The following is a 19,644-nucleotide window of genomic DNA, read 5'->3' as shown; positions in this document are numbered from 1 at the left end:
TTCTTTAGGCATGGAAAAATACTATATAAATGAAAACTGGGAGCCGATAAGTGTAACTATACCGAGGCCCTATGGTTTTAAAGTGGTCGAAGAGATATCAAATAAGCCAGTAAGCGAATGGAAAGGAAAAGATAAGGGAAGATATGCAGTATACCTCCTGAGAAAAGTTGGGATAGATCACTTTACGGTAATTGATAAAATCAGTACCATCTGTAAAATGAAACCAAGTTACATAGGGATCAAAGATACTAACGCTGTAACTGAACAAATAATATATTTTACTTCAAAACCTGAAATTAACGAGTATAGAAACGACAAATTTGAATTAATATTTTTGGGATTCTCAGACGAAAAATTCAACCACACTGGTAATATGTTTGAAATAGAACTTGTTAGTGACAATAACAGAGAATTAGAAAGAAGACTGTCAGTGATGAGTAATACTAAGTACTTGTTTGCTTATATAGGTTATCAAAGATTCGGAACCATAAGGCCTAATACCCATATTGTAGGTAAATATTTGTTGCTTAGAGACTGGTGTGAATCTATAAGATGGTTAGCAGGACGTCCTTTCGAAAGCGAAAACGATAAGGTTAAGGAGGCAAGGCTCGCTTATGAAAAGGGTGACTACGAGAAAGCTATACAGCTCTTTCCTAAAAAGTTTAGGGACGAACGAGAGGTTATAAAAGCCTTAGCTAAAGGTGAGGATTGTCTATCAGCCTTAAAAAAGGTTAAGACGCCGCTCAGGTTTTTTGTCGAGGCATATCAGTCATACCTTTTCAATAAATACCTTTCTCTAGTAGCAGATAACTTAAGAGGAAGGGAGAGCGACGATGTATTTTTAACTATTCCTAAAAAGTTTACAGAACCGTTAGATCCCATAATTAGACAAATAGCGATAGAAGAGGGAATATTAGGATATTCTTTTCATATCCCTGAAATTAAAGTAAATTTAAAGGATTTAAGAAGAAGGGCTTTTATGAGGTTGAGAAATGTCAGGGTAGAGACAAAAAGTGAAACTAAAAAAATTTCTTTTTCCTTAGATCGCGGTATGTATGCCACATTAGTAATAAGAGAAATTAGTCGTGCTGATCCAAGAAGTTTTACTTAGGGCGTTAGGCGTTTTTTGTCTCTTGGGAACAGCACTATTTCTTTAACGTTCTGTATGCCGGTAAGCATGACCATTAACCTCGCAAATCCCATTCCGAACCCTGCGTGAGGTGGCATTCCGTAGTCAAACCACCTCAAAAAGAATTCGAAACTCTCAGGCCTTAGTCCTCTCTTCTTAATAGCTTCTTCTAATACTTCTCTTTTATGATTCCTTGTACTCCCAGAAGCTATTTCAAGCCATTTATATATTAAGTCAAAACTCTCACTGACCTCGGGATCAGAGTCCTTAATTTTAGTGTAAAAAGGTCTAGCCATAGTAGGCCAATCTATTATAAAGTACAGTTCTTCATTTATAGTCTCATTAAGCACTCTTAATTCTGGTGTTCCTATATCATCTCCGAATTTAATATTTAGTCCTTTACTCTGTAAAATTTCTATTGCCTCTTTATATGGTATTCTTTTGATAGGTAAATTAATTTTAGGAAGAGTATAGTTAAGTAATTTTAACTCTTCCGCACAATTCTCATTTACTTTAGTTACGATGTTGGAAATTAATTTCTCGATAAGTTCCATTACATCATTATAGTCTGCGAAGGCCATCTCTACATCCATGCTTATGAACTCAGCTAGATGGTAAGGTGTATCGGATTCTTCTGCTCTCCATGCGGGGGCAATTTCAAAGACTTTCTCAACTACACCAGCCATAAGCTCCTTGTATAACTGGGGACTCTGAGCTAGAAATGCCTCCTTGCCAAAATAAATTACTGGGAAAAGCTGGGCGCCTCCTTCTGTTGCGGAAGCTATTATTTTAGGTGTAAAAATCTCTATGAACCCTTCATTATATAAGGTCTCTCTGAATGCCCTAAGTACTGTAGACTGTATTTTAACTACTGCACTCATCTCAGGTCTTCTTAAATCAAGAACCCTTTCTCTTAGCCTTGTATCGATATCAGCTTTTACTTTTCCACTGACATCTAACGGTAATGGTGCTTTAGCTAAACTTAATACATCTATCTCTTCAGCATGTATTTCTGCGCCTCTAGGTGCTCTTTTATCGGCTTTTACTCTCCCCTTTATTCTTATTACACTCTCTTGAGTTAACTCATTAGCTATCTTAAATGCAGGGCTATCCTTATCTACTACTATTTGACCTAGCCCGCTTACGTCCCTAAGCACTATAAATTTCTTTCCTCCAAGGTCTCTTATGTTGTGAACCCAACCAGCTACAATAACTTCTTTACCGTCAAGCTCTGGTAATATTTGGTTGTTATAATAGTTCTTAAGCAACTCTTATTCCACCCTTATTCTGACTGGGATTGCATGGATTTTTGATAAAGCTGTTTCTAATGATGTTTCGTCTGCCGGTAAGAACTTCTTTTCATATTTAGATACTCTCACTACATACTGGACAGTCCCGTCAGGTAACCATACTGTATTTACGCCTAGAACTCTAGCTGGCGTTAAAAGCTGACTCGCAGTAGATTTTATATTGTTGCTTTTCTCTAGGATTCTTACTTTTACTCCTAATTTATCCTGTAGAATCTTAGCAACTTTAATCCATTTCTGATAAGTCATTGACGGGCCGCTGGTGACTATTAATATCAGCAAACTGTCTAATTTGAATGCCTTATGGTACGTGGTGTCTTTTAACTCTTTAAACTGTGTTTCTTCTAGATCCAACAAAATTTTCATTACTTCTACTTCAAAATTTTCTACTTCACCACGATCTATCATAGATTGACAACGGTTGCATAAAAGCCCGCTTTTAACACAAATGTAGTCCAATGGTATCTTCATCCTAATTCAACTCCGCCTCTGACACAAAGTTTTTTGAACTGTTTGATATATGTGAATTGGGGTTAAAAATGCCACTCACCGATCCCGTGAAACTACAAATAGTACAACAAAGGGTTTTTATAAAGAAAGTATGTAGAGAATGCGGAGCTCTGAATTCGATGAGAGCAACAAAATGCAGAAGATGTCACAGTAAAAATCTTAGACCAAAGAAGAAAGAATTACCAGCCAAGAAAGGTTAGACCTTAATACCTATACTTTTAAGTCGATCTTCAATACTTTTTGTATTTTCTTCAAAGAATTGGATGTGGGATTTTAAATAATTCTTATCTATTTCTATTTTCCCGCTTCCAATTAGATATACCAAGGTCTTCAATTCATCTTCATCTTCCTCTCTAAACGCATTGGCCTTTAGTAGTATATAGTCTTCTATTCTAATAACTCTAAAACGCTCATTACCTATTTTTCTCTCGGTCGCGTTATCGATAATTTCCTGCGGGACAAAAAAGTCCTGAATATTTTCATACATATCTATTTGTAACTGTTCATCGTCTACACCTACTACCAATCTAGGCGTATCTATAGGTGTTTTTCCGAAATCCCAGCCACGATCAAATGCGAATTCCCTTATTCTATCTTCATCTATAAATACGCTTACTGACAAGACGAAAAGATCTACATCGCTTTCTGTGCCTTTTTTGCCTAGTTCTAGGTCGACAATAGTATCCCCTATAATTATAAAGTCAGTAAGTTGTCTAATTTCCTTCAGTACTTCACCTACCTTTGAATACGGTATCAAAATCTCACGCTAAACAATCACCACAATAACCTTAAAATACTTTTATGACATATCCTATTTTTAGTTGCCGGGGTGGCCGAGCGGTTAAGGCGGCGGGCCGCAGAGATTAATAGCTGGCACCCGCTATTTCCGCGGGTTCAAGTCCCGCCCCCGGCTTTTAAAAAATTTATACTTTTGTAAGCCGTAATATGTTGTGAGCCAACCAAAAAGGAAAGAGGAAACAGTAGGTAAAGAAATGAAAGGGGATGAAGCATTAGCTTATGTAATAAAAGAACTTGGAATTAAAGACGTTTTTATACCTTATAGTGCTCCTGAATTTATTTTTGAAAGGCTTAAGCAATACGAGATTAATGCAAATGTTACTACCTCAGCAAGAGAAGCCATCTTGATGGCTGATTCCTACTCGAGGGAAAATAATACCGTGGGCACTGCATTAATAGTTCCAGGTAACAAGGTATTAGAAGCAACTGATGTAATTGCCCAGGCTTATATAGATTCACAGCCCCTTCTCGTGATATCTACAGTACGGTCTTACAGAGATACTGGAAGGAGTAGAATAGGAGAACTACGTACACCGGATGACGTATCTTCTATTTTAGCCCCAATAACTAAGTTGAGAGAAAGGGTAGTAAGTATAGAAGAAATTACAGTAACAGTAGAGAAAGGATATAAAGAAACTTTAAGTAACAGAAACAGGCCAGTATATATAGAGATAGCAGAAGACCTCTTTAAGCTTAAGGCATATCCCCTTTCGCCTGCAGAGCAAAAGCCTGAGAAAAGGACCCCTGATAAAAACACTGTTGCAAAAATAGGTGAACTGCTAGGGAATTCCAAAAACCCAGTTATTGTAGCCGGCTATGGGGTACTTGCTTCAGGAGCAACTAAGGAACTAATAGAGTTAGCCGAACTATTAGATATCCCGGTTATTACCACGTTCAGGGCTAAAGGCTCCATACCCGCATCTCATCCTCTAAGTGCAGGAGAAGGATTAGGACTTTTTGCGACTAGCGAAGGTTCTAAATTACTTGAAGATGCAGATGTAATATTAGCCATAGGTACCAGATTCACACAGCTGACAACTGCAGGTTGGTCTATGAAGATTAAGGGGTATTTGGTTCATAACAATATAGACGGCGAAGATATAGGTAAAGTATTTATGGCTCACGTACCGTTAGTCGCGGATACTAGCTTATTCCTCAGGGAACTTTTGACTGTGATGAAATCTAAATTTAAGGAGGCGATAAAGAGAGGCTCTCAAGAGAAAATAAAAACATATAGAAAAATTTACATATTAAATTCGCACGGAGGTTTGTGGCCCTATGATGTGGTCAGGGTAATACAACAATATCAGTTCTCAAAAGTTTTTATTGACCTAACAGCTCCTACTCTAGATTTTGTCCGGTTACCAATCGAGAGACCTTATACGTGGATCACCAGTGAATCCCTGCTTGAACGTACAATAGCTATAGGGGGTATAGTAAGGTCAAATGACCCCCATAATATTGCTATTACTGATGTAGAAGGAGTAATTTCCAACCTAGGAATACTAAGCACCCGTATTAATAAGTCAAAAGGTATCCTACTAGTAATGAACGATAATGGAGCTACCGCTATAGACGTTGCTTCTTCCGATATACCAACAATAAGTAAGACTCCGCGCAGTGAGAATTATGATAATGTTTTAGAAAGAGAACTAAAGGCTGTTACCGTAGTAGGGGTCTCAGATCTTAAGAGCGCGTTATTAAATATAGATCCCAATAGAATTAATGTGATAAATGTTAAAATAGAACCAGATTATCAGTCTGTCTTATTTTAACTTTTTTCTTTATAAATAATTTATTAGGAGAAGTAAATTAGATAACCTATATTTCCTTAATGATTTATATTAGTAGAGTAAGATTTTAACAATTAATTATACTTAAGATAATGCTGGCTCATTTCATAATAAATCCTTTAGATTTTTAAATATAACTAAGTCAAGGATATTTTTCTAACTTCCGATATCAAAATTGATATCGATGAAAGTAGCTATACCAGTCACTAATGGAATAGTAGATGAGCCAGGATAGGGATTTGAAGCGGTAATTTTTGAAATAAAAGGATGGTAAACCGCACTTAATTGAAAAAATAAGAACCCGCACTAAAAGTAAGTGTAACAAGAGGTATATATGCTTAAATCAGCTTTAGATAAGACAGTTGATTCTATTATTGTAATCGAAATAGGTATGCATGGTGTAAGGCTGTTAAAAACAAGGTAAGTAAAAATATATTTAACTCTTTAAATTACTGTAGAGGAAGTTGTAGCTAAACTAATAAGAGGAGAACTTAGCGAGATCGAGAAGCCTACTCACAAAGAGAATTACCACTACTAAATTTGTATTAGTCTCTAGATAATTGTTAACTTTATATGCTTTGCTTATCGCTTTCTATATTATATGATTTTTGTAATTTTTACATAATTAAGTAAAAATAGGAGTAACTTACTTAAGTAAGTTTTATACGGATATAATAAGATGAGAAAAATTAATATGCGCTTGTTCGTTCTTCCATTGGTAATTATATTTTTAATATTTTTAATTCTTCCTTATTTATTATATCCGATCGAAGTTCCTCTTAATTCTTTCATCAAGGTTAGCAACCAAGATTTAGCTCAGGCTGGGATTTCATGTATCATATTTATTTCATGGTATGGCTGTCCTTTCGGTGCAGCGGATAGCTGGGTTTTATATGCATTTCTTTCTCACTATGGTAAGATTTACTATAATTTTTCTTATTCAGATCCTTATGATGTATATCCTAATACGCCTAGCCTTATATTTCTATCTTTTAAGCCGAATTCTTCTATCCATTTCAGATTTTTATATCTTTATAATAGATATCTTAATGCAACTGCATCCGGTTCTCAAATAAGTAATTATATACAATATGGTTTAAATCAAATACAAAAGGATTTCCCTAATTATTACAAATTAATTAAGGAATACGTAGTAGAGAAATGGGCTCAAGGTGGCTTTTTCCAAGCTGCTGCATATATGGGGAACCCACCACATATTCCAACACTTATTTTAATATCCGGAGATAAGGGAACGTATTTACTTATTGGATACATGTATAATCCTTCATTTATTCAAGGTATGTCTCCACAATATTTAATTACACATCTAAATACTACCTTTATTAAAAATAAAGTTGAAACTATACAAAATTTAGTATAGAAAGGAAGAAGATACGCTAAATTAATCTATTTTTTTAATATCTAGTGAAAGATCTATAGATTTCACACTATGAGTTATATAACCGCTGGATATAATATCTACTCCGGTTTTCGCATATTCTAATATGTTTTCTGGTGTTATTCTTCCAGATGCTTCTAACAGTATTTTCCCTTTAAGACGTTCTACTACTTCTTCGATTTCTTTAGGGGACATGTTATCGAGTAAGATAATATCTGCCCCTGCTTCATATGCCTCTAATGCCTCTTTAAGGCTGGTGACCTCAACTTCGATCTTTTTAGAGAAACTTACATATTTTTTAACTTTTTCTATTGCTGGTTTAACTCCTCCTAACAGAGCAATATGGTTGTCCTTTATCAGTACCATGTCTGATAAATTATATCTGTGTGGATCCCCTCCGCCCACTTCTATTGCGTATTTTTCAAAGATCCTTAGTCCAGGAGTTGTTTTCCTCGTCCCAGCTATTATTATGTTCGGATTAACGGATCTAGCAAGCTTAACCATATGTGACGTTATTGTAGCTATACCAGATAATCTGCTTAATATATTTAGAATTAACCTCTCCACGACTAGTATATCTTCTCCGTCTCCTTCAAACTCAAGTAATCTATCTCCTTTTTTAAACGCACTTCCATCAGTCATTTTATCGAGAATTTTAAACCCTAGTTGTTCTAAAAATAAAATGATAAACTTGTTTCCCGCTAATAATCCGTCTTCCTTAGCTATGATAGAGGCTCTAGACTTTATCCCTTTTACCGCTTTGCTTGTAACATCTTCAGGAAGGACATCCTCTTCTAGCATTGCCAATAATTTCTGTACTGCTAGTCTTTCTACGATCATTTTCTACAAGCCTGAATAAAATTTTTGAATACTTCTATCCCTTTTTCAGTATGTTTAACTTCAGGATGGAATTGGACTCCAAATATAGTATTATTGCTGTTTACCATAGCTTGAACTCTTGCATTTTCACTGTGGGCTAATACTCTAAAACCTTGAGGTGCATTTACGACTTCATCTGTATGGCTTTCCCAAGCTCTAATAGAGGGCTTTAACCCTTGTAGTAAGGTATCCTCATCATCGACCACTACGTTTACCAAGCCATATTCTGGGTTCTTGGCTCTTGTGACTTCTCCTCCTAATACTTTTGCTATTAACTGGTGACCTAAGCATATCCCCATTTTGGGTGATTGTGTCTTTAATACGTACTCTTTAGCGTTACCCATCTTATCTAATTCATTGGCTACTGAATAGGGCCCCCCTCCAAAAATTATACAATCAAAATTATTAAGAAATTCCACTGGTTTATCAGGCGTTACTGCAACAGCTTCTACTCCCAAATACTTTAGGTCCTTTACAATAAGATGGTTGTACTGTCCACCGAAATAAATTACGGCTATTTTCACAGTAATTGAAATGTAGCATATTAGGATTAAAGCTTTTATATTCCGAACACAAGTTCGATATGAAATGATCTATATTATAGGTTCTGGAATTGCAGGTCTCTCGGCGGCAGTAGCACTAAAAATTGCCGGATATAAGGTTACAGTGATAACGAAAAAAATAGACGGAGGGTCTACTCCCATAGCGAAGGGTGGAATTGCAGTTGCGATTTCTAGCGATGATAGTCCGGAAATACACGCTGAAGATACTATAAGAGTAGGAGATGGTCTTTGTGATGTAAAAACCGTTAGGTACGTAACTCAGGAAGGAAGACATGCGATCGAAACACTTGAGTCCTGGGGCTTTGAATTCGAAAAAGGACTAAGACTTGAAGGTGGACATTCTAAAAGAAGAGTGATGTTTAAAACAGATGAAACAGGTGGAGAAATATTTAGATTTTTGCTGAATAAGGCTAAGTACCTCGGGATCCCGGTTATTGAAGATAAGGTAACAGATCTTATAGTAAAAGATAACACTATAAGAGGGTTTGTAACTGCGGGTAGAGGAATAATTAATGATGCTGAAAAGGTAGTCCTTGCTACTGGAGGCTATGCTTATCTCTTTGAATATACTTCTACTCAACCTACGAATATAGGTGAGGGTATGGCATTGGCTTTTAAAGCTGGTGCAATTTTAAGCGATATGGAATTTATTCAGTTCCACCCAACTGTTGCAAAACTCGATGGCGAGACCTTCCTTATGACTGAAACCCTAAGGGGTGAAGGTGCTAAAGTTGTAAACGAGAATGGAGAAAGGTTCTTATTTAATTATCATCCTAAAGGTGAGTTAGCTCCGAGAGATATATTGTCAAGGGCTATTTATATGGAAATGCTAAAGGGTCATAACGCCTTTATGGACTTAAGAGACATAGATAATTTTGACCAAAAATTCCCAGTAGTCTCAGCTTACTTAAAGAGACATAATAAGGATCCTAAAAAGGATCTAATACCGATTTCTCCAGCTGCACATTTTGTTGATGGCGGTGTGAGAGTAAATATAAGGGGTGAGACAAGCATAAATAACTTATATGCGATAGGTGAGGTCAGCGATAGTGGCCTTCATGGTGCTAATAGGTTAGCAAGTAATTCATTATTAGAGGGATTAGTATTTGGAGTTAACTTACCTTATTACGTAGAGTTAGAATGGGAAGGGATCTCCACTAACGACGGTATAATTAATAGTATAAGAGTTATTGATGATAGTTCAAGTCCCTCCTCTCTTCCGTTAGAACAAATTAGGAAACTAAACTGGGAAAACTTAGGTATTATCAGAAATCATGAAAGATTAAATAAGTTAACATCTATTTATTATCCTTCAAGAAGCAGACCTGATATTTTAGTATCTTATTTAGCAGCTCTAGCGGCAGATATAAGAACTGAAAGCAGAGGTAATCACTACAGAGAAGATTTTCCGAATAAGGATCCAAAGTGGGAGAAGAGAATATACTTTAGAGTTTTTAATTCGTAAATATGGAATGCAAAGCCGCTGTAACCGTGATAGTGTCAAAAAACGGTTACATTTTGCTTATAAAGAGAAAGCAAAATCCAAGAGATCCGTGGAGTGGACATGTAGCCTTTCCAGGAGGGAGAAGGGAGAACTCAGAATCGTGTTATGAAGCGGCTATGAGAGAGTGTTATGAAGAAGTAGGAATAAGACCTAAAATAGTTAAAGAATTAGGAACTTATTTTCCTAACAATGCACCTGATATGAAAGTAAAAGCGTTTTTAGGATGCGTAGAAAGAGAATTTGAACCAGTTATCCAAAAGGACGAAGTCGATAAGGCTATATGGATTAGACCTCAAGATCTAGAAGTTAATCAAGAGTCATTCTACTATGGGGATTTAAAAATATGGGGCATGACTTATCGTATACTCAAAGATGTAATTGAAAAAAAGTTATACCAGATCTGCTTAGGGCACTGATCAGTCCGGCAACGACTCTTCACTGTTCGGTTCCGTCTTCAATCATCATTTGAGTAGTAGATTTTCATACTCCTTTACATAGTTTACGCTTCTCTTTGTATCGCTGAACAGCTTTGCCGCTTCCTCTACCTCCTCTGGCGATATATTATCTCTTCCTTTCTTTTGTGCGATTATTAAGGACGGTTCTAGTAACTGTACTGCGTATCTTAAACTGTTTTCAACGCCTAACTTTGTTAATAAATCTAGTGCTTTATCATCAAGTTTTACTTCTATCTCATCAGCACGTATTTTGATTATTTCTCTTATTTCATCTTGGTTATAAGGCCTTGTTGGTATTATAAGCAGCCTGTCTAGTAGATCCAATGGCATACCGTGAGGTGATTCTATATCTGTACCCCTGATTTTTGTTATTCCTCTATTAGTAGCAAGGATTAATATAGGTGCTAAATCAGATTCTAACGCTTTAGTAAGAAATGAAAAAGCTTCTATGTCTAACATGTGGGCATCGTCTATGAACAATACGCCCGGTATTAGTTCAGCTTCTCCTTTATTAACCATGTCCTTTACCAGTTTATCTACTTGTCTCCTTATATCTTGGTTAATTTCTCTTTCTGTAAAGAAGCTGAATAGGGCAGTTATTGATATACTTTGAGCTGCTATATTTAAGTCTAGGTCGTGAAGAGTTACTGTAAATGTAATATCTTTTTCTTTTCTGACTTGTCCTGTCGGTATGTCAACTTGTTTAACTACATCTATATCGTAGCTTTTTTCTCCTTCAGTCCCCTTTGCTCTACCCACTCTGGCCACTTCACCTGTCTCAGCATCAATCCAGATTACGTCTCCTTTTCTGATATTCATTTTCATTAATTGAGCTGCAATAGCATCGCCCACATTTAAAGTCCTTTCATCGTCTTTAGTTGCTAGTGTGATTTGAGCTTCTCTAGGCATCACTGCATAAGGGTTAAACTTACTCCTTGCTACTTTAAGCTTAATGTCTTTAACGACTCCCTCATAAACGGTCCTCCTTTGTTTTATTCTTAATCCCAACGACTTCCTTATAGCTTGAGTAAGAATTTCGGTCTTTTTCAGTTCAGTTGAGTAAATTTCAGACGCATTCATTATGGTAAACGGAGTATCTTCGCCCAATTCTTTCGCTATAGCAATTGCTAAGGCCGTCTTCCCGGTACCGGGTGGGCCTACGAAGAGGATCCCCTTACCGGCCATTTTACCTTGCTTTATTAATTGCACCACTATACCTGCAGCTTCTCTTGCTTCTACTTGTCCTACTAGCCCATCTGCTTTAAATATTGGCTTACCTTTTTCGTCAAGCCCTAAACCTGAAATATGACTATGAATTGATGCCTTTTCTCTTTCTACTTTTTTAATTTCTCTTATCTCAGCCATCACTATTTAAATTATAGTCTCTACTTTTGAATTTAACTCAAAATTAATATGAAGTAATATTTATTTTCAGTTACTGAACGGAGCTATCTATTTCTTTCCCAATAGTTACAGCCCTCTGATATGCTGATTCTACGGTCTTAATAATAGCAGATTTCACTCCTTCACTCTCCATGACCATCAGCCCTCTTATAGTCGTCCCAGCAGGTGTGGTCACTTGGTCGCGTAAGAATACGGGGTGAGTCTTACATTTCTTAAGCAGTGAAACTGTCCCTTCAACCATGTCTAAAATCGCATCATATGCGAGTTCTCTAGGCATTCCGCAAGCTACTGCACCTAACGCAAACGCGTCAACTATTTCAGCCAAGAAGGCTGGGCCGCTCCCTATAATTGCAGTCCACGCATCCAAGAGCTCTTCCTGAACCCAGTAAACATTCCCTATTGATAAAAAGATCTTCTCTACAGTTTCGTCCTTCTGAGGCGATATAGCAGTTGTCGCTTTTCCGACGACGGCATTTATGTTTGGCATCGCTCTAAATACCGTTGCTCCTTTGAGTAATCTTGACAGTGTAAGGAGCTTAACTCCAGCCATTACCGAAATTACCTTTTTACCTATCCAGAGCTCAGGTTTTATTTCAGTAAGTAATGTCCTAAAATGTTGAGGCTTTACACTAATTATTACTATATCTGATTTATTTACAGCATAAGAATTATCTCTAGTTGAAGCTATCCCTAGTTCTTGAATTCTTTTTAAACTAGCTTCACTCCTTGCGGTTGCTATCACCTCAAAGTTATCCTTTATAGACTTGGCTATTGCTGTTCCAATCTTACCTGCACCCAAAATAGATATTGAAACCATTTAGAAGACTTTTATAATCACTTTAAATATAATTTCTTATGCCTCAATACGAAATTCAAGGAGATGATTTGCAATATCTCAAAGTGTATTTAGCTCCAAATGAGGGGATATACGCTGACGCTGGACATATGGTTATGAAGACAGCAACTGTAAACTTACAAACAAGAATGAGAGGAGGTCTTTTATCTGGAATTAAGAGGGCTTTAACTGGCGGGTCTTTCTTTGTTACAGAGTTTTATGGACCGGGTGAAGTAGTTTTATCAGGTATATTCCCCGGAAAAATTGTTCAGATACCTTTAGAGGGAAGAGGGATCCTAGCTGAATCTCACTCATTCTTAGCAGCCGAGACGAGTGTAAACTACGACGCACAGTTAGCCAGGCTTACTGCTGGGATATTGGGCGGTGAAGGGCTCTTCTTAGCGAAGTTTAACGGGTTCGGTAACGTATTTTTACACTCTTACGGGGGACTGATCGTTAGGGATCTCCAGCCCGGTGAGACTATTCAAGTTGAGGCTTCCCATTTAATGGCATTCCAAGAAGGAATGCCGTATAGTGTTCAACTAGTCGGAGGCTTGAGGTCCATATTCTTTGCTCACGAAGGGTTATTCTTCGTAACTATTACCGGACCTGGCAGAGTGTGGCTACACACTCTCACTGCAGAACAGCTAGCAATGTCTCTTATCCCGTATTTACCCAGCGGACAGCAAGGAGGAATCCAGCTGCCCTTTTAAAGGTGTTATAATGTATTTTGAAGTCGAACCCAGAAATAGGTACATCTACGTTAAGGGTAAGGGAACTGTTGGTAGAGAGATAACTTTTCCAACTTGGGTCCCAGGGTCATATTTTGTTAGAGAACAAGAGAGGAACGTTACTTTCCTTAAAGGTGCGATCTTCACCGCAAAAAACAGATATTATTTAACAGATGAGGAGTTTGAATACTTCTACTCTGCTATTTCAAAGGATCAAAGGGAAGCAATATCCACTAGCGAATACTTGTTTATAAACCCCGTATCGGTCTTTCCCTTTCAAGAAGTGGATGAACAGTATTGCGTAAAGCTTAAGCTTCCGAGCAACTGGGTTGTCCACACTACATTACAAAAGGTCGGGGAGGCTTATTGTGGCGATAACTATCACGAGTTTGCTGATTCCCCGATCCAAGCTTCCCCAAATCTGAAGCTGATCAAGATTACCGAGTCTCATTATATTTCTACTCTTCACCAGCTTGAAGATGTAGAAAAGTTAGGTAAAATCCTCTTGTTTTTAGATCAGATATACCAAGAAAATAAAACCAAGAATAATAGTAGAAAAGACTATATTTTCTTCTTTAGAAGAAGTGATGTAAGTTATGGTGGAATAGAACATAGCCACTCTTCTGCGATTGTAGTCCAATGGGATAGGAAAGACCTCTTTTGGCTTTTTACTCATGAATATATCCACAGATGGAACATTAAGACTCTAAAGCCCAAGGAGTTCTTATCATTCAGTTATGAAAGAGAGAACTATACAGACCTATTATGGGTAGCAGAAGGTTTAACGGACTATATGGCGTTTCTGTCTACAGTAGCAGTAGGAGTGACTGATACACAACAAGCATTAAAGTCAATAGCTAACATACTTTCAAACCTCACTTATCCGGGTATTAGAAGAATGAGTTTAGCGGAATCTTCCCGGTTAACGTGGATAAAACTGTATAGACGTGATGAGAACTTCCTTAACGTAGGCGTTTCATATTACGACCTCGGGTTTATAGTAGGGCTAATTATGGATATGAAAATTAGGGATGAGAGCGAGAATACGAAGGACTTTTTCACCTTTTTCAAATCCCTTTATAAAAAGTGTAGAGATAACGGATATACCTATGCTGATGTCAAGGAAATAGCAGCTGAATTCGGGGTGGATTTTTTAGACGATTTAGTTTACAAGAGGGATCCTCCCATATTTAGCTATCTCTCGGACTACGTAGATATTGAATTTGTAGATAAGGGGAAACCTTATCTTGGCATTAGGCTTGATGGTAGCAAAATCGTGTTTGTAGAAGATGGTTCACCAGCCGATATAGCAGGTCTATTTCCATCTGATGAAGTATTAGCTGTTAATGGTATAAGGGGTTCTAGTATTAGTCCTGACCTAGAAAAAATCGAATTAACGGTGAATAGAGAAGGAGTAATAAAAGATTTTGAAATTTATACTAAGCCTAATCCTGGACACACCATTAAGTTAATAACCAAAGGTGGGTTCTTTGAAAAAGTCTTCGGTAAAGGTGAAGGCGTATCGGATCGTAAAATAATCTGATATTTAACAGTAGTCTGATTTTATAACCTCTCTTACTCTATTATCGCCCCCTATTTCTTCAATAAATTTATAGACACTTTTTGGGACTAATTCTTTCCAACTAGGGTCATTCTCTATCATTAATTTTCTTATCCTAGTAGCGTTATAATTCTCCCTGTTAAAGATAGGCACTTTATCGGTTAAATACCCGGACTCTTTAGCTACAGTGTATACTAAGGGGTTTCCGCTTACTACTACATCAAATGGTGGTGAATAAACTTCTACAATCCTTATCCAATTTTTACTGGTAAAGGATTCCATTATAGGGAACATAATGACCTTACGAAAATCTACGTTATATTCTTTTAAGCTCTCTTTTATCATAAATAATCTTTCCCCTGCTGTAAACGGATTATAAACTGAGTGGCTCTCTTGACCGCTACCAATCATTATAATCACTTTGTCATACTTGTTTAGTAGCCACTGTACTGCAGCAAGGTGTCCCAAATGAAATGGTTGAAATCTACCTGGGAATAGTGCTCTCATCTAACTCACTCAGCTTATATGCTAGTTCGACGAATTTATTAGGATTCATAATATCCTCAGGGTCTATTAAGTCCTTAATCCCTTTCATAATTTTTAGGACTTCCCTACCGTTATGAGAAATTATCTGTTCAGCTAATACTCTAGCTTTTTGCACGCCGATACCGTGTTCCCCGGATACAGAACCTCCTAGTTCAATAGCTACCCTGGCTACTTCGTCGAAAATTATTTGAGCCTTACTAGGGTCATCTAGCATTATATTAGGGTGTAGATTTCCATCGCCTATATGGGCTATAATCGGCATTCTTATATTGTATTTCTTTTCGATCTCTTTTATTCTCTTTATAGCGTCTATTATCCGTGATACGGGTACTACTATGTCTTCAACATACATTAGTTTTGTCTCAGCTTTTAACGCTATAGCAGATTGAGCTCTTATAGAATAAATTCTTTCAGCCTCTTCTCCTTCTGTTATAATGTACTCTTTGTTTTCTAATAGAGTTTGGAGCTTAGGCAAGTAATCCTCCTCAACTGAGATTATAAATGCCCCGCCCTTTTCACTAAGACCGGCGTTCAATTCCCTATTAAGTGCTCGTATAACTTCACCGTCAATAAATTCAGCTATTTCTGGGATAATTCCATTTCTTCTTATTAGATAGATTAGTTGTCCAGCTTCTTCTATATCATTAACGTAGGAAATAATCGTATAGGTCTTCCTTTGAGGTAATGGAATAATCCTTAACCATATTTCGGTAATTATTCCTAAAGTGCCCTCGCTTCCTACAAATAAGTGCAGGAGATCATACCCCCCTCTATTCTTTCTTAACGGCTCACCTATTTTCACGATCTTCCCGTTAGGTAAGACCACTTTAAGCGCTAAGACCCAGTCTCTGAAAGTCCCGTATTTTACTCCTCTCATACCACCTGAAGCATTTGCGGTAGCTCCACCCACGGAGCATAAGAAATAACTTGCTGGGTCAGGAGGCAGGAAAAACCCTTTTTTGTTTAACTCTGAGTTTAACTTTTCAAGGTTTACGGCGGGTTGAACTCTGGTATACCAGTCAATATCGTTAATCTCAATAATTTGGTTCATGTATTTCATGTCGAGTAATATACATCCCTCACACTGCAAATGTCCTGATAGGCTTGTCCCTGCACCATAAGTAACAATAGGTATCTTATTATCCCTTGCATAATTTACTACCCTAACTATTTCTTCCTCATTTTTAGGGTAAACTATTAACCTAGGTCTTATTTTAAACCCTGCAAAATCCTCTCGTTCCTTGCCTTCTTCTACTTCTAAACCATCTAACACATTAAATTATTGCTTTAATCAGTTTTATACATATTCAGGACTAATAAAACAATTATTATGCTTTGACGCAATATCTCCTCTTCCTATAGTCTTTACATGCGGAAATAATTTTTATGTCGCATTTACTTTAAAAATAAAGTAGATGAAGAACAGCGGATCTGCAGAGTGTGATGATGAATGTATTGGGTTAGAAAAGGTGAAATAGGCGGATCTCCAATTCCTTATACTAGAGATGAGATAGAGGAATGGAAAAGAAACGGAGTTAAGAGAGTCCTTATCTTACCTGAAGATTGGGAGATTGAAGAAGCATGGGGTAGTGTTGATTATTATTACTCTACACTTAATGAACTAGGGTTAGAATATCTTCACGTAAGGATCCCAGACGGTCACCCGCCTAAAATGAACCAGTTTACTAGTATTTTTAACTGGCTTAGAAAGGGAAAAGGGAACCTTGTCCACTGCATAGGTGGGATGGGGAGAACTGGCACTATAATCGCTAGTTATCTGGTTTTAGTTGAAGGCTTAGACGCTGAATCAGCAATAGAAGAGGTAAGAAGGTATAAGCCTGGGGCAATACAAACTTATGAGCAAGAACTATTTGTATTTGAGATAGAAAGGCTGAAAGAAAAGTGGAAGATCCACTCTTGAACTTTTTAGTAAAGTTTCAAAGTTTGGTTGCACGAAACGTGGTTATCAGCCATCTGGGAGTAGAAAACGTTAACAAAATCTGTGCCCTCGACGTCGCTTATAAAGGGAATAAAGGATATGCTGTTGCGGTGTATTTTGATGGGCAAGGGTATGACCACAATGTGGTAATAGATGAGGTTAAGTTCCCCTATATTCCTACCTTTTTATTCATACGAGAAGCTCCCCTAATGATTAAGGCTTTAGAAAAATATCAAGACCAATGTCAACTGACCTTAATAGACGGGCACGGCTTAGCTCATCCAAGAAAAAGTGGGATAGCTACAGTTATAGGTGTTTTATTGGATATCCCAACTATAGGTGTAGCAAAATCTAGGTTATTTGGAGAAGAAGTAAAGGAGGATTCAGAAATTTACATATTAGCTCACGGTGAAAAAGTAGGTATAAAGAAAGGAAAATTTTATTTTAGCATAGGTAACAAAGTGGACCTTAACGACGTAAAAGTATTGGCAAGAAAAGGTTACCCAGAGATTCTAAAATTGGCGGATAAACTCTCCAAAGAAGCTAAGGGAAAAAATAGTTGAAAAAATAAAAAAGAGGCAGAGAGAGTATCAATTTGTGAAAGTTACTTTAGAAACTCCTGATATTCCTGAGGAGAAAGAAATAGAGCTAGAACCATCAAAAACCGCTTTAGTCATAGTTGATATGCAGAATGATTTTGTAAGGAGAGAAGGTAAACTATACGTTCCTAAAGCGGAAGAAACTATACCAGCAATCAAAAAATTAATTCAGAAGGCTAGAGAGTCTTCTACCTATATTATTTACACTCAAGATTGGCATATGAAAGACGATCCAGAGTTTAAGATTTGGGGAGAACATGCTTTAGCGGGGACTTGGGGAGCTGAAATAGTTGATGAATTAAGACCGGAGAAAGACGACTTCATAATAAAAAAATATAGGTATGATGCGTTTTTCGAAACCCCTCTAGATTACATTCTAAGGGTTAAAGGTATTAAGAACGTTATAATGACTGGTACAGTAGCTAATATTTGCGTTCTACATACTGCAGGTAGTGCAGCTTTAAGGTGGTATAATGTCGTAGTTGCTAAGGACGGCATTTCAGCATTAACAGACTTCGACTATTACGCATCCTTAAGACAAGTGGATTTTCTGTATAAAGGAAAGATCTCTACCTCGGCCGGGATAAAGTTTATTACTAGAAAGTAAAGAATGATGGACTATGGATTATTACGCTATAGTCCACAACGATTTTGACGGTACAGCATCTGCAGCAGTATATGCTAGGGCTGTGGGTTCACTGCCTAAAAAAGTATTCTTTACAGAGCCTACTAAGATTCATAACTTGCTAAAGAACCTAGAGCTAAGAGGTGTATACAAGGTTATGATCGCTGATATAGGGCTCAACGCTTCTACCTTGGATAGTGTAATAGAAAACCTGAAAAAACTAATGAGTCAAGGAGCTGAAATAGAGTGGTTTGATCATCACGTGTGGAAGGATGAGTGGAAGAAAAAACTTCAAGATGTAGGTATAAAGGTATACCACGACACGTCTACTTGTGGAGCAGGTGTAGTAAACAAGAACATGAACCCAGAAGACGAGTTCTCAAAGAAACTGGCTAGTGCAGACTGCTCTGTAGATATATGGCTTCATGACGACCCTATGGGCGAAAAACTAAGGCGTGTAGTAGAATATAATAAAGACTATAAATGGAAAGAATATTTAATCCAGAAGTTTTACAAGGGGATATTATGGGATGAGGAGTTTGAAAGGATACTCCTAGAGCAGGTAGATAAAGAATTAAAGGGTTATGAAAACTTACATAAATATGTCAAAGTGCTAGATGTGGGAGGTAAGAAAATAGTAGTAGCCGTTAGATGGAGAGGCCCTCCAGATATAAGTTATGCATCACAATTTCTAATGAACAGATATGGGGCTATAGTTTATGCATCAGTAAATGGAAAAGCTATATCTTTCAGAAGTAACAGCATAGATGTAAGAAAATTCGCTGAGAAATTAGGCGGTGGCGGGCACGTTCTAGCAGCTGGGGCAGGACTGAAAGCCCCTTTTTGGAGATTCCTCCTTAATAGGCTCGGGATCAGGAGTCCTATGTTGAATTGGGCGTCAAAGATTGTTGAAAAAGTTATAAGTGAAACCGGGTTTACCCCCTATGAAGGTAAGAGAAACGTAACAATGTAAAGCTAAACTTTTATAATCTCCAATTAAAATAAAAGGTTTTTCGTTTTACTTTTGATTAGAAATACTTTAAAAACTCAAGGAACTCTTATATTAT

At 37.2% G+C, this 19,644-nt stretch carries 21 protein-coding genes and 1 tRNA gene; 13 read left to right on the top strand and 9 right to left on the bottom strand.

The genetic code is table 11. The features are described 5' to 3' along the window. Positions 1 to 10: 10 nt before the first annotated feature. Positions 11 to 1,111 (top strand): tRNA pseudouridine(13) synthase TruD, encoded by a 1,101-nt coding sequence (gene truD, locus KN1_RS08670; protein WP_221287122.1) that lies wholly within the window; start codon positions 11 to 13, stop codon positions 1,109 to 1,111. Here truD and aspS read toward each other — a convergent pair. Next, on the bottom strand, positions 1,108 to 2,397 hold the full coding sequence (gene aspS / locus KN1_RS08665; RefSeq protein ID WP_221287120.1) for an aspartate--tRNA(Asn) ligase: 1,290 nt from the start codon (positions 2,395 to 2,397) through the stop codon (positions 1,108 to 1,110). The two genes, truD and aspS, sit on opposite strands and share 4 nt — an antisense overlap. A 3-nt stretch (positions 2,398 to 2,400) precedes the next feature. Then, the gene (locus KN1_RS08660; protein WP_221287118.1) at positions 2,401 to 2,907 is read right to left on the bottom strand and encodes a transcription elongation factor NusA; all 507 of its coding nucleotides are present in this window, start codon (positions 2,905 to 2,907) and stop codon (positions 2,401 to 2,403) included. 68 nt (positions 2,908 to 2,975) lie between these two features. Here KN1_RS08660 and KN1_RS08655 point away from each other — a divergent pair, with 68 nt between their 5' ends. Next, positions 2,976 to 3,146, top strand: a complete 171-nt coding sequence (locus tag KN1_RS08655) for a 50S ribosomal protein L40e (RefSeq protein WP_221287116.1) — start codon at positions 2,976 to 2,978, stop codon at positions 3,144 to 3,146. On the opposite strand, the gene KN1_RS08650 is transcribed toward KN1_RS08655, so the two are convergent. Next, positions 3,143 to 3,703, bottom strand: a complete 561-nt coding sequence (locus KN1_RS08650; RefSeq protein WP_221287115.1) for a nucleotidyltransferase — start codon at positions 3,701 to 3,703, stop codon at positions 3,143 to 3,145. The genes KN1_RS08655 and KN1_RS08650 overlap by 4 nt on opposite strands. A gap of 66 nt (positions 3,704 to 3,769) precedes the next feature. Between KN1_RS08650 and KN1_RS08645 the strand changes: the two genes are divergently transcribed. The 3 genes from KN1_RS08645 to KN1_RS08635 all read left to right on the top strand — a co-directional run bounded on the left by KN1_RS08645 (position 3,770) and on the right by KN1_RS08635 (position 6,918). Further along, positions 3,770 to 3,859, top strand: a tRNA-Cys gene (locus KN1_RS08645). A 37-nt stretch (positions 3,860 to 3,896) separates the two neighbouring features. Beyond that, positions 3,897 to 5,519, top strand: coding sequence for a thiamine pyrophosphate-binding protein (locus tag KN1_RS08640; protein ID WP_221287113.1), 1,623 nt, complete (start codon positions 3,897 to 3,899; stop codon positions 5,517 to 5,519). 697 nt (positions 5,520 to 6,216) lie between these two features. Continuing rightward, a complete protein-coding gene (locus KN1_RS08635) occupies positions 6,217 to 6,918 on the top strand; it encodes a DUF929 domain-containing protein (protein ID WP_221287111.1) in 702 nt (233 codons plus the stop codon). A 21-nt stretch (positions 6,919 to 6,939) separates the two neighbouring features. On the opposite strand, the gene nadC is transcribed toward KN1_RS08635, so the two are convergent. Beyond that, entirely contained in the window at positions 6,940 to 7,773 is an 834-nt protein-coding gene (gene nadC / locus KN1_RS08630; RefSeq protein WP_221290622.1) for a carboxylating nicotinate-nucleotide diphosphorylase, read from the bottom strand. Continuing rightward, positions 7,773 to 8,339, bottom strand: a complete 567-nt coding sequence (locus KN1_RS08625) for a GMP synthase subunit A (RefSeq protein ID WP_221287109.1) — start codon at positions 8,337 to 8,339, stop codon at positions 7,773 to 7,775. The genes nadC and KN1_RS08625 overlap by 1 nt, the downstream gene beginning before the upstream one ends. A gap of 64 nt (positions 8,340 to 8,403) precedes the next feature. Between KN1_RS08625 and KN1_RS08620 the strand changes: the two genes are divergently transcribed. Both KN1_RS08620 and KN1_RS08615 read left to right on the top strand, forming a co-directional pair. Next, the gene (locus tag KN1_RS08620) at positions 8,404 to 9,843 is read left to right on the top strand and encodes an L-aspartate oxidase (RefSeq protein ID WP_221287108.1); all 1,440 of its coding nucleotides are present in this window, start codon (positions 8,404 to 8,406) and stop codon (positions 9,841 to 9,843) included. Positions 9,844 to 9,845: 2 nt separating this feature from the next. Next, a complete protein-coding gene (locus tag KN1_RS08615) occupies positions 9,846 to 10,298 on the top strand; it encodes an NUDIX hydrolase (RefSeq protein WP_221287106.1) in 453 nt (150 codons plus the stop codon). A gap of 45 nt (positions 10,299 to 10,343) precedes the next feature. Here the strand turns inward: KN1_RS08615 and KN1_RS08610 are convergent, their stop codons facing one another. Continuing rightward, complete coding sequence (locus KN1_RS08610; protein ID WP_221287104.1) at positions 10,344 to 11,702, bottom strand: RuvB-like helicase; 1,359 nt, start codon at positions 11,700 to 11,702, stop codon at positions 10,344 to 10,346. A gap of 70 nt (positions 11,703 to 11,772) precedes the next feature. Next, positions 11,773 to 12,558: a pyrroline-5-carboxylate reductase gene (gene proC / locus KN1_RS08605; protein WP_221287098.1), complete on the bottom strand. Its 786-nt coding sequence runs from the start codon at positions 12,556 to 12,558 to the stop codon at positions 11,773 to 11,775. A 38-nt stretch (positions 12,559 to 12,596) separates the two neighbouring features. Here proC and KN1_RS08600 point away from each other — a divergent pair, with 38 nt between their 5' ends. Both KN1_RS08600 and KN1_RS08595 read left to right on the top strand, forming a co-directional pair. Next, positions 12,597 to 13,289: a TIGR00266 family protein gene (locus KN1_RS08600; RefSeq protein WP_221287096.1), complete on the top strand. Its 693-nt coding sequence runs from the start codon at positions 12,597 to 12,599 to the stop codon at positions 13,287 to 13,289. 10 nt (positions 13,290 to 13,299) lie between these two features. Next, positions 13,300 to 14,850, top strand: coding sequence for a M61 family metallopeptidase (locus KN1_RS08595; protein ID WP_221287095.1), 1,551 nt, complete (start codon positions 13,300 to 13,302; stop codon positions 14,848 to 14,850). 3 nt (positions 14,851 to 14,853) lie between these two features. On the opposite strand, the gene KN1_RS08590 is transcribed toward KN1_RS08595, so the two are convergent. Together KN1_RS08590 and KN1_RS08585 are read right to left on the bottom strand one after the other, a co-directional pair. After that, positions 14,854 to 15,375, bottom strand: a complete 522-nt coding sequence (locus KN1_RS08590) for a nicotinamide-nucleotide adenylyltransferase (RefSeq protein ID WP_221287094.1) — start codon at positions 15,373 to 15,375, stop codon at positions 14,854 to 14,856. Then, positions 15,353 to 16,687: an FAD-binding oxidoreductase gene (locus KN1_RS08585; RefSeq protein WP_221287093.1), complete on the bottom strand. Its 1,335-nt coding sequence runs from the start codon at positions 16,685 to 16,687 to the stop codon at positions 15,353 to 15,355. Before KN1_RS08585 ends, KN1_RS08590 begins: the two co-directional genes overlap by 23 nt. A gap of 177 nt (positions 16,688 to 16,864) precedes the next feature. Between KN1_RS08585 and KN1_RS08580 the strand changes: the two genes are divergently transcribed. Genes KN1_RS08580 through KN1_RS08565 form a run of 4 tightly spaced genes read left to right on the top strand, consistent with a single transcriptional unit; the run spans position 16,865 to position 19,550 of the window. Beyond that, the gene (locus KN1_RS08580; protein WP_221287092.1) at positions 16,865 to 17,335 is read left to right on the top strand and encodes a phosphatase domain-containing protein; all 471 of its coding nucleotides are present in this window, start codon (positions 16,865 to 16,867) and stop codon (positions 17,333 to 17,335) included. Beyond that, positions 17,317 to 17,916 carry an endonuclease V gene (locus tag KN1_RS08575; RefSeq protein ID WP_221287091.1) on the top strand — a complete coding sequence of 200 codons (600 nt, stop codon included), beginning with the start codon at positions 17,317 to 17,319 and terminating at the stop codon, positions 17,914 to 17,916. The genes KN1_RS08580 and KN1_RS08575 overlap by 19 nt, the downstream gene beginning before the upstream one ends. A 34-nt stretch (positions 17,917 to 17,950) precedes the next feature. Beyond that, positions 17,951 to 18,559: a cysteine hydrolase family protein gene (locus tag KN1_RS08570; RefSeq protein ID WP_221287090.1), complete on the top strand. Its 609-nt coding sequence runs from the start codon at positions 17,951 to 17,953 to the stop codon at positions 18,557 to 18,559. A 13-nt stretch (positions 18,560 to 18,572) separates the two neighbouring features. Continuing rightward, on the top strand, positions 18,573 to 19,550 hold the full coding sequence (locus KN1_RS08565; RefSeq protein ID WP_221287089.1) for a DHH family phosphoesterase: 978 nt from the start codon (positions 18,573 to 18,575) through the stop codon (positions 19,548 to 19,550). Positions 19,551 to 19,644 lie beyond the last annotated feature (94 nt).

It is taken from the genome of Stygiolobus caldivivus, assembly GCF_019704315.1.
Lineage (GTDB): Archaea > Thermoproteota > Thermoprotei_A > Sulfolobales > Sulfolobaceae > Stygiolobus > Stygiolobus caldivivus.
The sequence above is the reverse complement of the archived record's forward strand: the minus strand, read 5'-3'. Positions and strand labels throughout refer to the sequence as shown.

Excerpts from the sequence above, each read along its gene's own strand:
- truD (WP_221287122.1), top strand. The coding sequence starts at position 11 with ATGGAAAAATACTATATAAATGAAAACTGGGAGCCGATAAGTGTAACT.
- KN1_RS08660 (WP_221287118.1), bottom strand. The coding sequence starts at position 2,907 with ATGAAGATACCATTGGACTACATTTGTGTTAAAAGCGGGCTTTTATGC.
- KN1_RS08655 (WP_221287116.1), top strand. The coding sequence starts at position 2,976 with ATGCCACTCACCGATCCCGTGAAACTACAAATAGTACAACAAAGGGTT.
- KN1_RS08635 (WP_221287111.1), top strand. The coding sequence starts at position 6,217 with ATGAGAAAAATTAATATGCGCTTGTTCGTTCTTCCATTGGTAATTATA.
- KN1_RS08620 (WP_221287108.1), top strand. The coding sequence starts at position 8,404 with ATGATCTATATTATAGGTTCTGGAATTGCAGGTCTCTCGGCGGCAGTA.
- KN1_RS08615 (WP_221287106.1), top strand. The coding sequence starts at position 9,846 with ATGGAATGCAAAGCCGCTGTAACCGTGATAGTGTCAAAAAACGGTTAC.
- KN1_RS08610 (WP_221287104.1), bottom strand. The coding sequence starts at position 11,702 with ATGGCTGAGATAAGAGAAATTAAAAAAGTAGAAAGAGAAAAGGCATCA.
- proC (WP_221287098.1), bottom strand. The coding sequence starts at position 12,558 with ATGGTTTCAATATCTATTTTGGGTGCAGGTAAGATTGGAACAGCAATA.
- KN1_RS08600 (WP_221287096.1), top strand. The coding sequence starts at position 12,597 with ATGCCTCAATACGAAATTCAAGGAGATGATTTGCAATATCTCAAAGTG.
- KN1_RS08595 (WP_221287095.1), top strand. The coding sequence starts at position 13,300 with ATGTATTTTGAAGTCGAACCCAGAAATAGGTACATCTACGTTAAGGGT.
- KN1_RS08590 (WP_221287094.1), bottom strand. The coding sequence starts at position 15,375 with ATGAGAGCACTATTCCCAGGTAGATTTCAACCATTTCATTTGGGACAC.
- KN1_RS08580 (WP_221287092.1), top strand. The coding sequence starts at position 16,865 with ATGTATTGGGTTAGAAAAGGTGAAATAGGCGGATCTCCAATTCCTTAT.
- KN1_RS08565 (WP_221287089.1), top strand. The coding sequence starts at position 18,573 with ATGGATTATTACGCTATAGTCCACAACGATTTTGACGGTACAGCATCT.